Here is a 13,672-nt window from a genome sequence, read left to right as displayed (position 1 = left end):
GGTTCGAGCGGGACTGGGAGGGCACGCGGCGGCCCCTGGCGCCCGGGACCTGGCGGGCGGACTGCGTGGCCACCGCCACCACCCACGACGTTGGGGCCATGATCTTAGAGGCTCGCCCCAAAGTGGCTGCCTAAAGCCGTGGAGCCGACCGCCCCAGCCACAGCGGGTTTCCGCCCTTCGCCCGCAGCGCGCGGCGCGCCGCCTGGCGCGGCCAGGCCGGGCGAAGACAGTGGCCGGGCCGCGCCGTCGAGGCGGCGCGCGCCCCGCGCCGTGCGCGGGTCTTGATGAAGTAGAGGAAGTCTTACCGCGCTTGCGGTCTTGTGGTCGTACCGCCCTTGCTGCTGCGATGACGGAACCGTCATACAGGCTGGTCAAGGGGTGGTCATGGCAAATCTGAAGGTCGTGCGCTGGAACCGCTACGGACATGAACGTTTGTACGCGAACCTGCCGGAGGGCACAGCCGTCGCCTGGGCTGACTGCAAAACGGGCATGATCACGATCTTGCGCGATGACTACCGAGACGCCGTACTGGCGGTGCTGACCCAGCACTTACGGCAGATCTCGCCAACTCTGCCGGCCACCCCAGCGCCGGTCCGGGCAACCGCGTCGCTGCCTCCCCTGACGCCCCGCGACGACCTGGCTGCGAACCTCCCTGGCACGGCCGTGCGCGCAAAACTTGACGAGGTGGGCCCGGGCCCGTTGGAGCGGTTCATTGCCTGGGTACTTCGACGACCGACTGACGGCGACTCATGGCGCACAGGACTCATCGGAGAACGGCGGGTAGGAGCCGAGTTGAGTCGCCTGGAGCGTCAAGGTTGGAGAGTCCTGCACTCCATCCCCCTCCCCCGAGGAGTCGACATTGATCACTTATTGATCGGCCCTGGAGGGGTGTTCAGCGTCAACACCAAGCACCATCCGAACAAGGCAGTGTGGGTGGGCGACGACGTGGTAAGGATCAACCGCGGCAAGCCCAAGCCGTATCCCCGCAAGAGTCGGTCGGAGGCGGAGCGCGTACGAAGGGTGCTGGAGCGCTACTGCGACTTTCCCGTGCCGGTGGAACCGGTTCTCGTCTTCGTCGGGGCTACCGACGTGAAAGTCGCGGCCACCCAACTCACCGTGCGCGTCTACCGTGAACGGGAGGTCTCTGCCCTCGCGCCCCTCCCTGCGGTGCTCACTCCCATCCAAGCTGAGCAGATCTACAACGTTGCCCGTCACCGAGAGGCGTGGCTCACGGCATGAGGCTGCATGTCGCGCACGCTGAGTACCGGTCGACGGCGGGCAAGCGGCCTGGAGCGGGTGTGGTCCCGAGTGCCTCGTGGACCTCTCGGACCGGTACCGGTCCTTCACCCGCGTCGCCCGGTCCGCCGGCCGTCGGGTCATCCGGCTGCAAGATGCCCGGCACGGCTGCGCCACCCTGCTCACTGCCCCTGGAGTGGCGCCCCGCGTGGTGATGGAGATTCTCGGGCACAGCCAGATCGCGGTGGCGATGAACGTGCACGCGCACGTCGTCCAGGACACGCGGCGTGAGGCGGTCAGTCATACGGACCGGCTGCTCAGGAGGCGTCCCGGCCGCCGGTGACCACGGCCGTTGATGTCAGGTACGGATGGCAAAGACCCCCAGCCATGATCGGCTGGGGGTCTTCGTCCTGGTGGGCGCGGACGGTTTCGAACCGCCGACATCTGCTTTGTAAGAGCAGCGCTCTACCCCTGAGCTACGCACCCGTGGAGTGAGTGAACAGCGTACATGGCCCACCCGTGGATCCTGCAAACCGCGGGCCTGCCGGGCCTTCCGGGGCCACGGGGCGGGGGGTAGCCCCACCTGCGGGAGGGTGGGTGGCCGGATCGTGGCGGGGTGGGGTGGACACGTAGCGTGAGGAGCGAGATGCAGGGACCTAGCGGGGGAGTCAATCGTGGGCGTGCGCCGGATGCGGTCGGTCGTCGTTGTCGGCGGGGTGGTGCTGGGAGCGCTGGGCCTCGTGGGGTGTGGGGGCGCCGAGGCCGAGGGGGCGCCGGTGGAGCGGAAGGCGTTCGGGTTCCGGGGCGAGACGCTGGTGGTGGACGCGGACGATTCGGAGCTGGTGCTGGTGCCCGCGGATGTGAAGGACGTGGAGGTGACCCGGCAGGTCGACGGGTGGGTGGTGCTGGGGGACGGGCCCGAGCCGGTGTGGAAGCTGGAGGGCGACAGGCTGACCCTGCGGGTGCAGTGCGACGCACTCGTGAGCGACTGTGCGGCGCGGCATGAGGTGCGGGTGCCGCGTGGGGTGGCGGTGACGGTGGAGGACGACAACGGGGATGTGACCGCCGAGGGCTTCGAGACGGCACTGAAGGTCACATCGGGCAACGGCAGGGTGACCGTCCGGGACGCGGGCGGTCCGCTGGAGCTGCGGAGTGACAACGGGGACGTGCGGGTGGAGGGCGGTACCTCGAAGAGCGTGGTGGCGCGCTCGGGGAACGGAGGGATACGGCTGGCGCTCGGGGCGGTGCCGGACCGGGTGGAGGCGGTGAACGACAACGGTGACATCGCGGTCGAACTGCCGGACGGTAGCACCCGGTACGCGGTGGAGGCGGGGAGCGGAAACGGAGAGGTGAAGGTGGCGGTCCCGACCGACGAAGGCAGCAGCCACGTGGTGAAGGCGCGCAGCGACAACGGGCAAGTCACGGTCCGGGACGCGAACTAACCGGCCCGTGTGTTCGTCCTTACCAGGTGGGAGAATGAACCGGTCAAGGCGGACACACGGCACGGGAGCGGATGTGACGGCGACACACGCGCGGCGGTACGTGAAGGATGTGCTCGCGCTGATGTTGCTGCCGGTGCCGTTGGTGGTGGCCGTGCTGCCCGGGGCTTTCGCCGGAGGCGGCACGCGGCGCTGGTTCGGCGGGCGCGGGGAGGGTCAGCGGGCGGAGGCGCAGGCGGCGAAGGACGCGGCCGCGGCCGCTTTCTACGAGTTGGACACCGCCCAGCGGGACTTGCGGATCTCGATCGAGACGATCACGGCGGTGGACGCGTCGCCGGGGGCGCGCCGGGCGGTGGACGACTTCGCCGCGCTGGGGCGGCGCATCGACGAGGTGAGCCACGCGTACATCACGGCGGTCGACGCGTACGACCTGGATCGGGACGATCTGGAGACCTCTGTCGCGGCTCGGGCGCGCGGCGAGCTGAACCGCGCCAAGGACGACCTTGTGCGGGTGAAGGGGGAGCTGGACAGGTTCGAGCAGGGGCTCGGGCCGCTGCTGGACAAGGCGGAGACCCAGCTGGCGCGGCTGGCGTCCGCCGTGGAGCGTGCGAGGGCGGCGCTCCTCTCCGCGAGCAATGCTCTCGACACGGTGCGGGGCTCCGGTCTGCGGGCGGACGATCTCGCGGCGCGGCTCGCCGCCCTCGGCCCGGAGCTGACCAAGCTCAACCAGGGCGCGGGGCAGCACGGCGTCGCCGAGACGCTCCAGCGGGCCGACCGGGTCCTCCGGGATGCCGAAGCCGTGCGCGCGGAGGCCGAGCGGCTGCCGGAGCGGGCTGCCGAGACCGATAAGCGGCTGGTGTCCCTCCGGACGCGTGCGCAGGCCCTCGCCAACCGTGCCGAATCGGTCGAGCCGGTCCTCAGTGAGCTGCGCCGCCGGTTCAGCGCCGCCTGCTGGCAGGACCTCCAGCACGTTCCCGAGCAGGCCGCCAAGAGTGTCCGCCAGGCGGAGGAGAAGCTCCAGGAGGCCGCGAAGGCCCGGGAGGAGCAGCAGTGGCCGGACGCGACCGCCCTGCTCTCGACCGTGCGGGCCCTGCTGAACGGCGCCGACGAGGCCGTATCGGCCGCCGGTGACCGGCTCAGCCGGCTGAACGCCGTCTCCAAGGACCCGGAGGCCGAGATCCAGCGCACCCGCTTCGCCATCCGGGACGCACAGCGGCTCGCCATGGCCGGCCGTCACACGCCCGACCCGCGCCACGCCCGCCCCCTGGACGACTCGGTGGCGAGGCTGGAGCGGGCGATCGCGGGTCTGGAGGGCCGCCACCCCGACTACTGGCACTTCCTGACCGAAACGCAAGCGGTGCGGGGCGCGGTGGCTCGTGTGGTGGAGATGATTCGGGAAGAGCGGGGCAGCGGACACTGACCACGCGGTTAACCTGGGGCCATGCCTCGCTATGAGTACCGCTGCCGCACCTGCGGAGACACCTTCGAACTGAACCGTCCCATGGCCGAGTCGTCCGCGCCCGCCGCCTGCCCCGCCGGGCACGGCGACACCGTCAAGCTGCTGTCCGCCGTCGCGGTCGGCGGTACGGCGAAGGGCGGTGCGCCCGCGCCGTCGCAGGGCGGGGGCGGCGGGTGCTGCGGGGGCGGGTGCTGCGGCTGATCCGTCCCTGCCACCGTGGCCGATGAGCATGCCGAGGGCGACGAGCCGCTGCTGGACCCCGTCGTGCAGGTCGCGCTCGATTCGGCGCCGTTCGTCGTGGACGGCGTCATGACTTCCGCGCGGCTCGCGGTCAACTGGGCGATGCGCCACTCCAGTTCAGTTTGGTGGCCCGGGCTCAGGAAGTGGCGTGCCGCCTGTCCCTCCAGCGCGGTGCCCCCGAAGACGCCCTGTACGGCGAGGAATAGCAGGAACAGCCCGGCCAGGCTGCTCGTGAGGACCGCCCACAGGTGGCGGAGGTCGGTGATCGCCCAGCCGGCTTGCCGCGTACGCGTTGTCGTGCGGCTCGCGCATGATCCGTCACGCTAGTGAACGCGCCCGCCCCGCACACTGAGGAAAACCACAGGAAGAACTCTGCGGCGGCCTTCAGTGTGCCTTCAGCCGCGCTTGTCTAGCGTTGAGGAATGGAACGCTGGATCAACAGCCTCATGGACACCCTTGGCGCGCCCGGGGCCGGACTCGCCATCGCCCTGGAGAACCTCTTCCCGCCACTGCCGAGCGAGGTCATCCTGCCGTTGGCGGGCTTCGCCTCCGCGACCGGGCGGATCGACCTGATCGCCGCCCTGCTGTGGACGACGGCCGGTTCGGTCATCGGCGCGCTCGCGCTGTACGGGGTGGGGGCGCTGCTCGGCCGGGACCGGACGATCGCCGTCGCGAGCAGACTGCCGCTGGTCAAGGTCTCCGACATCGAGCGCACCGAGGCGTGGTTCGGGCGGCACGGCACCAAGGCGGTGTTCTTCGGACGGATGATCCCCATCTTCCGCAGCCTGATATCCGTCCCGGCCGGCGTCGAGCGCATGCCGCTGCCGGTGTTCCTCGGGCTGACGACGCTCGGCAGCGCGATCTGGAACACCGCGTTCGTCCTCGCCGGTTACGCGCTGGGCGACAACTGGGAGCAGGTCACCCACTATGTGTCGCTGTACTCCAAGGTGGTGCTGGTGGTGGCGGTCGGCGCGGTGCTGGCGTTCGTGGGCGTCCGGCTGTTCAGGCCGGGGACGGGCGCACGGCGGAGCTGAAGCGGCGGAGGATCTCCTCGCCCGCCAGCACGCCCCGCTCCTGCAGTACGTCGACGTGCTCGGCGCTCCAGCCCGTCTCGGCGAGCTCCCCGTGGCCGGGCCGCCAGCCCCGGTCGGCGGCGAGCAGCAGATCGGCGTCGAGCAGCGAGTCGCCGGCCGCGAGCACACGGTCCGCCCCGGCTCGGCGGGCGACTTCACGGACCGCGGCGCTCTTGGTGAGCGGCTGGGGGACGGCGTACACCTTGCGGCCCTGGAGGGAGACGGCCCAGCCGCGCGGCGCCGCCCACGCGGCGAGCTCCTTCATCCAGCCGTCGGGGAGCAGGGCGCGCTCGACGACCAGGTAGGCGAAGAGGTCTTCGGCGACGCGTTCCTTCAGCAGCCAGGCCGGGTCGGCGACGGCCAGCAGGTGGGTGCGGACCTCTTCGAGCGTGGCGCATTCGTCGGCGAGGCGGACGGCGACCGTGCGCCGCCAGTCGGGGTCGGAGACGCCATCGACCAGCAGGTGGCCACCGTTGGCGCAGATCGCGTACCGCGGCGGTGGTCCGGGGAGGCGGATGCGGTGGTACTGCTCGCGGGTGCGGGTGGTGGCGGGCACGAAGACGGCATGCTGCGGCAGTTCGGTCAGCAGGGCGGCGGCGGTCTCCGTCACGTACGAGAGCGGCTTGTGCTGGTACGTCTCGACGCACAGCAGCCGCGGCGCCTCGGGGTCCGGCATGGTCAGGCCGAGGGCGGCGGCGGAGTAGATGAGGGTGCGGTCGAGGTCGCTGGCGACGAGCGAGGTCACGGTCATCGGTTGGTCACCGCCTTGCCGTCGGCGCCCGTGGCGGCCTTGGTGTACTTCGGGTGGATCAGCCCGACGCAGGTGTAGTGCAGGTCGTCGACCTCCTCGACCGGTACGCCGCGCTGCTCGGCCAGCAGCCGTACGTGGTCGAGGTCGGCGCCCGCGCCGCGCTGGGCGAGGATCTTCCAGGGGACGCGGCGCAGCAGGACGCGGGTGGCCTCGCCGACGCCGGGCTTGACCAGGTTGACGTCGTGGATGCCGTACTCCTCGCTGATCCGCTCGACGGCGGCCCAGCCCTCCCAGGTGGGGGTGCGGTCGGTGGCGAGGAGTTCCTTGACGTCGGCCTCGACGGCGGCCGTGACCTCGTCGAAGCGGGAGGCGACGGTGTCCAGGAAGGCGTTGGAGACGTCGGCGGCGGCGAGTTCGCGGTAGAACTTCGCGCCGTGGAAGTCGTCCGGCCCGACGAGGTCGGCGCGCAGCACGGTGCGCGATATGAGGCCGGAGACGGTGGAGTTGAGGCAGGCGGAGGGGATGAGGAAGTCCTCGCGGGTGCCGTAGGTGCGGACGCAGGAGCCGGGGTCGGCGAGGACGGCTATCTCGGGGTCGAAGCCGGGGAAGTCCTCCAGGGCGGCGGCCAGTTCGCGGGTGATGGCGCCCTTCCCGGTCCAGCCGTCGACGAACACGACGTCGGCCGGGTCGTGGTGCTGCTGGAGCCAGCGCAGCGCGTTGGCGTCGATGCCCCGGCCGCGCACGATGGACACGGCGTAGTGGGGGAGGTCGAGGCCGTGGCGGTGGAGCGCCCAGCGGCGCATGAGTACGCCGACGGGGGTGCCGGCGCGGGCCAGCGACACGAGCACGGGGCGCGGGGACCGCTCGGCGAGGACCGTCTCGGTGACGGTGCCGACGGCGCGTGCGATGCGGGCGGCGGAGGTGTCGAGGGCGGCGTGGAAAAGGGCCTGGTAGCGGTCGCTGGGCTGGTACTCGACGGGCAGGGACTCGGCGTAGTGGGCGCCGCCCTTCTGGATCGCCTCCTCGCGCTCCTCGGTCGGGGCCTCCAGTTCGACGTCCGACAGGTCCTGGAGGAGCCAGCCGACCTCGTCGGGGGCGTAGGACGAGAAGGCGGGGCCCCGGAGAGGCTCGGGCAGCATGGTGGGCCTTTCGGCGGGGACGTAGGACGGGACGACGGCGAGCAGTACCCGCGGCGTGTGCGCGGCGAGCTGTGCCAGGAGCCCGTCCGGGGCATGGAGTGCGGGCGTGTCGGCGGCCGAGTCGACGACGGCGACGACGGCGTCGAAGCCGGCGCCCGCGACGTTGTAGGCGTACCGGTCGCCGGGCCCGTCGGCGGGCTCGTCGTGCGCGGGGAAGACGAGCCGGGTGCGTATCGCGTAGCCGGGGTCGTCGACCGCGAGGACGGGCGAGCGGGTGGTGGTCGAGAACCGCACCTCGGCGCCGCCGCGCCTCTCCAGGGCGACGCCCAGTGCGAGCGGCGCGTACATCAGCTCCTCGCACCCGAGGACGAGCACGCGCGGCAGGGCGCCGTCCTCGGGGGCGGCGGGTGCGAGCCCCAGCGCGTCGGCGACGCGGGCGGCCATGGCGGGGAGCACGGCGTCCAGGCGGGCGCGGTGAGCGGGCGTGAAGCCGTGCCGGCCGCCGTCCGGTACGCCGTCCGGCCACCCCAGCTCGACGCGCCGCACGGCCGGGGCCGCCGCCACGGCCCCGGCAGCCGCTGTGCCGGATTCGGCCCCGGCAGCCGCTCCGGGTCCGGCAGCCCCTTCAGGCTCGGCCCCGACAGCCGCCCCAGGCCTGGCAGCCCCTTCAGGCTCGGCCCCGGCAGCCGCTCCAGGCCCAGCAGCCCCTTCGCGCTCAGCCCCAGCCCCAGCGGCAGCGGCACCCGCGCTCCAGCCACCGGCCCGGGCGCCCTCGCCCGAAACGGCGCCCTGGCCCGAATCGGCGCCCTCGCCCGAGCCGCCGCCCGCACCGGAACCGGCGCCCGCGCCCGCGCCCGCGCCGCCCGCGTCCCGCGCCTCGTACTCGGCCACCAGCGCCTGGCCGCGTATCAGGACACCTTCGGGCAGCCGGACCGTGCCTGCCGCGAGGGTGACCAGGTCCACGCGGGCGCCGATCTCGGAGGCGAAGTCCGCGAGCCGGCCGCGGTCGGCGGCCGAGCGCATGTCGACGAGCGCGACGATCACGTACCGCTCGCGCGGGTAGCGCGCGTGGAGGGCCCGCACGGTGTTGAGCACGGTGTTGCCGGTGGAGAACTCGTCGTCGACCAGCACCAGCGGCCCGGAGCCCGCCAGGAGCGCCGGGTCCTCCGGGAGCAGGAGGTGCGAGGTGGCGTGCGAGTGGGCCTCCTCGAAGCCACCCGCCCGGGCGACCCCGGGCACCGGACGGCGCGTGGAGTGCAGGTACGGGGCCGTCCCCAGGCCGTCCGCGACCGAGTGGCCGAGGCCGGTCGCCGTCTCCGCGTACCCGAGCACCACCGCCCGCCGCGCCTCGTCGGGGCCGAGCAGCTCCCGTACCCGTACGCCCAGGTCGTAACCCGACCGCCACACCACGCCCGGGCTCTGCGGGACGTGCTTGCCGAGCACGTTGGAGACGAGCAGGTGCGCCCGCTTCGGGTTGCGCCGCAGCGCCAGGCCCAGCAGCTCACGCAACCGCCGGTCGCCGGTCAGCTCGACCCCGAGCCGCTCCGACACCCACGTACCCGACCAGACCACGTTCTCGTTCTCCTTCGAAGGCTTCCCGGACACCGACGTCACTTGACCAGCCCCGCGGCGAGCAGCTCCACGAAGCCGACGTCCTCCCTCGCGACGCCGAAGACCTCCGCCCGCTGGAGGGTCCGCTCCGCCCACGCACGGTGGGGCTTCACTTCATTCATCTTGTTCGTGTACGCGCTGCGCAGCACCCCGCCGCCGCCCCGTTCCGGCCGCAGGATGTCCTGGGCGTCGCTGAACTCCTCGTGGCTGACGACGGACAGCGCGTGCACCGGCAGCACGTGGGAGGGGTGGATGCAGGTCTTGCCGAGCAGCCCGTTGGCCCGGTCCAGCTCGATCTCGCGCAGCAGTCCGTCCAGGTCGTGCTCGATCAGCGCGGTGCGCAGTTCGTCGGCGCGCTGCTCCATGAAGGGGCTGCGGCGCAGCTGCGGCTTGAAGATCCGCTCCTGGAGTCGGAAGTACTCCCACACCGGGCCGGTGATGGTGAAGCCGGTGCCGTCGGACCGGCCCAGCACGTTGACGACGTCCGCGATGACGCCGGCGACGATCTGGACGTCGTACGCCGTCATGTCGGGCGAGCGGCGCAGCCCGTACGCGGAGCAGAAGTCGGTGACGCCGAGGCGCAGCGCGAGGACCCGCTCCCGGTACTTGTCGACGATCCGGCCGATGCCCGCGAGCGTCTCCTGCCGGGTCTCCAGGTGGAGGAGCTCGGGCGACTCCAGCACGGGCATGGCGAACAGTCGCCGCCCGCAGAGGTTCTCGGCCACGGTCAGCGCCTCCATGAAGGGCCCGCCGCGCTCCTCGGTGAACTTGGGCAGAACGAATCCGGACAGCAGCCGTGCGGACGGCCCGAGCCGTCGCACCAGGTCGGCGATCTGTCCCGCTTCCCGCACACGGATGAAGAGCAGCGGCGATTCGTCGTCCCGCTGGTGCAGGTCGGCGAACTGCCGTACGAGGTTCTCCTCCGCCCCGGCGACCTCGCCGTCGTCGATGGAATCCTCCAGGCACAGCACCATCGACACCACCCCGCGCCTCACCTGCTTCATCACGTCGTCGGCGAGGCGCGGCCGGGTGGCGGGGCTGTACAGCGTGGCGCCCAGGGCCGCCGCGAGCACACGGGCCGGGGACTCGGCGCTGAACTCGCACGGCTCCTGGTGGAAGAGCCCTGCCCGGGCAGTGGCCGGGATGTGCCCGAAATGACGCATAAGTATCCCCCGTACTGCCTCGACGGCCCTGACGACATGTGGCCGGTAATAGTACGTAGGGACTGGTGTCGCGGGTTCCCCACGGGCATGAACTTCAGGTAACTCGTCCGCTTCTCGCCCCTGCCGTCCGGCCCCCGCGTTGTCCGCGGCGTGGGCGGCCAGGCAGGATGTCGGACATGACGCACGCCATGCTGAAGGGCTCGAACGTCCCGCTCGACGCCGCGGCCGTACGGGCCGTACTGTGCTGGACCCCGGGCCCCGGGGTGCCGGACGTGGACGCCTCCGCCCTGCTGCTCGGCACCGACGGGCGGGTGCGTTCGGACGAGGACTTCGTCTTCTACAACCAGCCGCGCCATCCGTCGGGTCTGGTCCGGCGGCTGCCGAAGAAGCGGGTGCAGGAGGGGCTGACCGACACGGTCGAGGCCGACCTGGCGGCGCTGGACGCGTCGGTGGACCAGGTGGTGCTGGCGGCGTCGTCGGACGGGGACACCTTCGACCGCGTACGGGACCTGCGGATCTCGCTGTACGACGCGGGCTCGGGCGGCACGGAGCCGCTGGCCGTCTTCGAGGTGAAGCCGGAGACGGGCGAGGAGACCGCCATCATCTGCGGCGAGCTGTACCGGCGCGGGGAGGGCTGGAAGTTCCGCGCGGTGGGCCAGGGGTATCCCACAGGGCTGATCGGCCTGGCCACGGCGTTCGGAATCTCGGTGGACGAGGCCGAGGAGACGGACGGGGCGCGAGAGCCCCGGGAGGCGGACGGACAGGCGTCGCCGGACGCCCCGGCGGCAGACGCGTCGGCGGCCGCCCCCACCACCGCGCTGCCCAGCGCCGGTGCCGTGGCCACGGCGCCCCCCGCGCCCTCGACACCCCCGGCGCCTGCGACACCTCCGCCGCCCGCGCCGTCCCTGCCCCCGGCTCCGGCTCCGGCTCCGGCTCCGGCTCCGGCTCCGGCTCCGGCTCCGGCTCCGGCGTACGGCTACCCGCAGGACGGTGCGGCGCAGCCCGCGTACGGCTATCCGCAGGACGGCTCGGTCCTGCCCGGTTCGGGGCAGCCCGCGTACGGCTATCCGCAGCCCGCGGCGGCCGCCGCGCCCGCACCGGACCCGAACTTCCGGCTGCCGCCGATGGGCCCGCAGTTCGTACGGCGCTGACGACGGTACGACGGGGCGGTCAGACCTTGCCGGCCTTGAAGCCCCGTCCCCACTGCAGGCCCCATCCGTACAGCCGGTCCAGCTCCGCCTGGAAGCCGTACACGAACCGCACCTCCCGGCGTACCACCAGCTCGTCCTTGACGTTCTCCAGCATGAACACCGCGCAGGAACGGGCTTGGGGCGCCCGCTCGTCCAGCTCTATCTCGATGCGCGGCCCGTTGCTCGGGTAGAGCGTCATCGTGGCGTGCGTACGGTCGAACGCCGGTGTCTGGTCGTAGATGTAGACGAAGAACAGCAGGCGTTTGATCGCGTCCCTGTGGTCGAGGTTGACGAAGATCGTCTCGCCGGACGGTGCCCCGAACCGGTCGTCACCGCTGAGCTTGACGTACGGCGGCGAGTTGAGGTCTCCGAAGAAGCTGCCGAGCGGCTGGACCACGCCCTTGGTGCCGTCCTTCAGCTCGTACAGGCAGCCGATGTCCAGGTCCACATTGACCACGCCCTGCGTGTGCGCCTGGACCACATCCGGCTTGAAGAGCTTGAGAGGGTGCCGCAGCAGTCGGCCGCTGTTCTTGGACCGGCCCTCGATGTCGGAGGTCCGCATCCGCCAGGAGAGGTTGACGCGCAGATTGCCGGTCGCCGCGCCCTGTTTGGTGAGCGAGACCGACGGGCGGCGCTTCGTCAGGTCGATGGCGTTCGTCGAGGCGCTGCCCGAGTCGAACTGCGCCGCGTTGTTGTTGCGCAACAGGCTGTCCCAGAAGGCCATGCCCCACCCCCAGTCGTCCGGTTCCCCATGGGACCCGCTCGGATACGCGGCGGGGCGGCCGGGAGCACCCGGCCGCCCCGCAACGGAAGCGTTCCTCAATGCCGGGGCCGCCACACACTGACGGGCCCCGGCGAATGTCACACGGCGACGTGTGTCTTGTCCTCCTCGCCCGCCGCCGCCAGCGCCTTGTTGCGGCGTACGGAGGACAGGAAGGACGCGGCGATCAGGAAGACACCGATGGTGCCTGTGATGAGCTCGCTGATCTCGTGCTGGATGGTGATGAGCAGGATGACCGCGAGCGCGCCGATCGCGTAGTGCGCGCCGTGCTCCAGGTAGACGTAGTCGTCCAGCGTGCCCTGGCGGACCAGGTAGACCGTGAGGGACCGGACGTACATGGCGCCGATGCCGAGGCCCAGCGCCATCCAGAAGATGTGGTTGGTGATGGCGAAGGCGCCGATGACGCCGTCGAAGGAGAAGGACGCGTCGAGGACTTCGAGGTACAGGAAGAGGAAGAAGGCCGCCTTGCCGGCGAGGCCGACCGCGGAGACCGGCTTGCCCTCCTTCTTGGCCTTCTCCTCCTCGTCGTGCTCGCGCTCCTCTTCTTCCTCCAGCTTGTTCTCGAAGTAGCCGGAGAGGCCGCCGACGACCAGGTACGTGATCAGACCCGCCACACCGGACAGCAGCACGGTGGCCGACTTGTCGGCGTGGCCGGCGCTGGTGTGTGCCTGGGTGGCGAAGGTGATGGCGGTGAGGAGCAGGACAATCAGGGCGATGCAGACCGACAGCATGTCGACCTTGCCGAGCTTGGCCGCCGGGCGCTCCAGCCACTTGAGCCACTTGTGCTCGCGCTCCTCGAACATGAAGTCCAGGAAGATCATGAGCAGGAACATGCCACCGAACGCGGCGATGGCCGCGTGCGCGTCGGTGACGAGGTCCTCGTACCGCCCGGGGTTGTCGATGGCGAGCTGGACGGCCTCGATGGGGCCGACCTTGGCGCTGATGGCGACGATCACGACGGGGAAGACCAGCCGCATGCCGAAGACCGCGATCAGGATGCCGATCGTCAGGAAGATCTTCTGCCAGAAGGCGTTCATCTTCTTGAGGATTCCGGCATTGACCACCGCGTTGTCGAACGACAGCGAGATCTCGAGGATCGACAGGATCAATACGATCCCGAACGCCTCCCAGCCCCACTGCCAGGCGGCGAAAGCGAGGCCGAGCGCCGTGACGGCGAACGACCAGCCGAAGGTTTTCAGAACCACTGGCTACCCAATCGTGTTAAGTACGGATACGGGTCTCCCCCGCGCCGTGTGCGCCGGGCTTTGAACGAACCCGGAGACGTGCTTTAGGAAACATTGACCCCGAAGTCTAGAGCGATGCCCCTCAGGCCCGATGCGTACCCCTGTCCTACCGCGCGGAACTTCCATTCTCCGCCGTACCGGTAGAGCTCGCCGAAGATCATCGCCGTCTCGGTGGAGGCGTCCTCGCTGAGGTCGTACCGCGCGAGTTCCTGGCCGTCCGCCTGGTTGACGACGCGGATGAAGGCGTTGCTGACCTGGCCGAAGGCGCCGCGGTCCTCGGCGGCGTGGATGGCCTCCGGGGAGGTGCCGACGACCTTCACGCCGTTGTCCTTGAGCGCCTGGGCGA

12 protein-coding genes, 1 tRNA gene and 2 pseudogenes are annotated in these 13,672 nt (G+C 71.2%); 7 read left to right on the top strand and 8 right to left on the bottom strand.

Annotated elements, in window-relative coordinates; translation table 11 throughout:
- Positions 1-384: 384 nt before the first annotated feature.
- Together ABT360_RS33695 and ABT360_RS33690 are read left to right on the top strand one after the other, a co-directional pair.
- Positions 385-1,239 carry a nuclease-related domain-containing protein gene (locus ABT360_RS33695; protein ID WP_351825261.1) on the top strand — a complete coding sequence of 285 codons (855 nt, stop codon included), beginning with the start codon at positions 385-387 and terminating at the stop codon, positions 1,237-1,239.
- Between the two features lie 94 nt (positions 1,240-1,333).
- Positions 1,334-1,579: pseudogene (locus ABT360_RS33690) on the top strand (tyrosine-type recombinase/integrase); the annotation flags it as partial.
- A gap of 68 nt (positions 1,580-1,647) precedes the next feature.
- On the opposite strand, the gene ABT360_RS33685 reads toward ABT360_RS33690, so the two are convergent.
- Positions 1,648-1,722, bottom strand: a tRNA-Val gene (locus ABT360_RS33685).
- 203 nt (positions 1,723-1,925) lie between these two features.
- Between ABT360_RS33685 and ABT360_RS33680 the strand changes: the two genes are divergently transcribed.
- From ABT360_RS33680 to ABT360_RS33670, 3 genes are all read left to right on the top strand, one after another.
- Positions 1,926-2,678 carry a DUF4097 family beta strand repeat-containing protein gene (locus tag ABT360_RS33680; RefSeq protein WP_351825267.1) on the top strand — a complete coding sequence of 251 codons (753 nt, stop codon included), beginning with the start codon at positions 1,926-1,928 and terminating at the stop codon, positions 2,676-2,678.
- A gap of 73 nt (positions 2,679-2,751) precedes the next feature.
- Positions 2,752-4,095 carry a hypothetical protein gene (locus ABT360_RS33675; protein WP_444852372.1) on the top strand — a complete coding sequence of 448 codons (1,344 nt, stop codon included), beginning with the start codon at positions 2,752-2,754 and terminating at the stop codon, positions 4,093-4,095.
- Between the two features lie 21 nt (positions 4,096-4,116).
- Complete coding sequence (locus ABT360_RS33670) at positions 4,117-4,335, top strand: FmdB family zinc ribbon protein (RefSeq protein ID WP_351825258.1); 219 nt, start codon at positions 4,117-4,119, stop codon at positions 4,333-4,335.
- On the opposite strand, the pseudogene ABT360_RS35465 reads toward ABT360_RS33670, so the two are convergent.
- Positions 4,324-4,485: pseudogene (locus tag ABT360_RS35465) on the bottom strand (histidine kinase); the annotation flags it as partial. The gene ABT360_RS33670 and the pseudogene ABT360_RS35465 overlap by 12 nt on opposite strands.
- Before the next feature lie 311 nt (positions 4,486-4,796).
- On the opposite strand from ABT360_RS35465, the gene ABT360_RS33660 reads away from it, so the two are divergent.
- Positions 4,797-5,408 carry a DedA family protein gene (locus tag ABT360_RS33660; RefSeq protein ID WP_351825256.1) on the top strand — a complete coding sequence of 204 codons (612 nt, stop codon included), beginning with the start codon at positions 4,797-4,799 and terminating at the stop codon, positions 5,406-5,408.
- On the opposite strand, the gene ABT360_RS33655 is transcribed toward ABT360_RS33660, so the two are convergent.
- From ABT360_RS33655 to ABT360_RS33645, 3 genes are read right to left on the bottom strand one after another with little or no spacing between them, the layout of a single operon-like run.
- A complete protein-coding gene (locus ABT360_RS33655) occupies positions 5,377-6,198 on the bottom strand; it encodes an HAD family hydrolase (RefSeq protein WP_351825253.1) in 822 nt (273 codons plus the stop codon). The two genes, ABT360_RS33660 and ABT360_RS33655, sit on opposite strands and share 32 nt — an antisense overlap.
- Positions 6,195-8,942, bottom strand: a complete 2,748-nt coding sequence (locus tag ABT360_RS33650; protein WP_351825250.1) for a phosphoribosyltransferase — start codon at positions 8,940-8,942, stop codon at positions 6,195-6,197. The genes ABT360_RS33655 and ABT360_RS33650 overlap by 4 nt, the downstream gene beginning before the upstream one ends.
- Before the next feature lie 5 nt (positions 8,943-8,947).
- Complete coding sequence (locus tag ABT360_RS33645) at positions 8,948-10,111, bottom strand: HpcH/HpaI aldolase/citrate lyase family protein (RefSeq protein WP_351825247.1); 1,164 nt, start codon at positions 10,109-10,111, stop codon at positions 8,948-8,950.
- A 167-nt stretch (positions 10,112-10,278) separates the two neighbouring features.
- Between ABT360_RS33645 and ABT360_RS33640 the strand changes: the two genes are divergently transcribed.
- Complete coding sequence (locus ABT360_RS33640; protein ID WP_351825244.1) at positions 10,279-11,262, top strand: TerD family protein; 984 nt, start codon at positions 10,279-10,281, stop codon at positions 11,260-11,262.
- Positions 11,263-11,281: 19 nt separating this feature from the next.
- On the opposite strand, the gene ABT360_RS33635 is transcribed toward ABT360_RS33640, so the two are convergent.
- The 3 genes from ABT360_RS33635 to ABT360_RS33625 all read right to left on the bottom strand — a co-directional run.
- Positions 11,282-12,025 carry a TerD family protein gene (locus ABT360_RS33635; RefSeq protein WP_351825241.1) on the bottom strand — a complete coding sequence of 248 codons (744 nt, stop codon included), beginning with the start codon at positions 12,023-12,025 and terminating at the stop codon, positions 11,282-11,284.
- Between the two features lie 137 nt (positions 12,026-12,162).
- Positions 12,163-13,287 (bottom strand): DUF475 domain-containing protein, encoded by a 1,125-nt coding sequence (locus ABT360_RS33630; RefSeq protein WP_351825238.1) that lies wholly within the window; start codon positions 13,285-13,287, stop codon positions 12,163-12,165.
- Between the two features lie 83 nt (positions 13,288-13,370).
- Positions 13,371-13,672, bottom strand: a 302-nt coding sequence (locus ABT360_RS33625) for a TerD family protein (RefSeq protein ID WP_351825235.1), incomplete at its 5' end; no start/stop codon positions are given.

The organism is Streptomyces sp. NPDC000229 (assembly GCF_040300825.1).
Classification (GTDB): Bacteria; Actinomycetota; Actinomycetes; order Streptomycetales; family Streptomycetaceae; genus Streptomyces.
The sequence above is the reverse complement of the archived record's forward strand: the minus strand, read 5'-3'. Positions and strand labels throughout refer to the sequence as shown.

Coding starts and splice junctions, on each gene's coding strand:
- ABT360_RS33660 (WP_351825256.1), top strand. CDS start 4,797: ATGGAACGCTGGATCAACAGCCTCATGGACACCCTTGGCGCGCCCGGG.
- ABT360_RS33680 (WP_351825267.1), top strand. CDS start 1,926: ATGCGGTCGGTCGTCGTTGTCGGCGGGGTGGTGCTGGGAGCGCTGGGC.
- ABT360_RS33655 (WP_351825253.1), bottom strand. CDS start 6,198: ATGACCGTGACCTCGCTCGTCGCCAGCGACCTCGACCGCACCCTCATC.
- ABT360_RS33640 (WP_351825244.1), top strand. CDS start 10,279: ATGTCGGACATGACGCACGCCATGCTGAAGGGCTCGAACGTCCCGCTC.
- ABT360_RS33635 (WP_351825241.1), bottom strand. CDS start 12,025: ATGGCCTTCTGGGACAGCCTGTTGCGCAACAACAACGCGGCGCAGTTC.
- ABT360_RS33670 (WP_351825258.1), top strand. CDS start 4,117: ATGCCTCGCTATGAGTACCGCTGCCGCACCTGCGGAGACACCTTCGAA.
- ABT360_RS33695 (WP_351825261.1), top strand. CDS start 385: ATGGCAAATCTGAAGGTCGTGCGCTGGAACCGCTACGGACATGAACGT.
- ABT360_RS33645 (WP_351825247.1), bottom strand. CDS start 10,111: ATGCGTCATTTCGGGCACATCCCGGCCACTGCCCGGGCAGGGCTCTTC.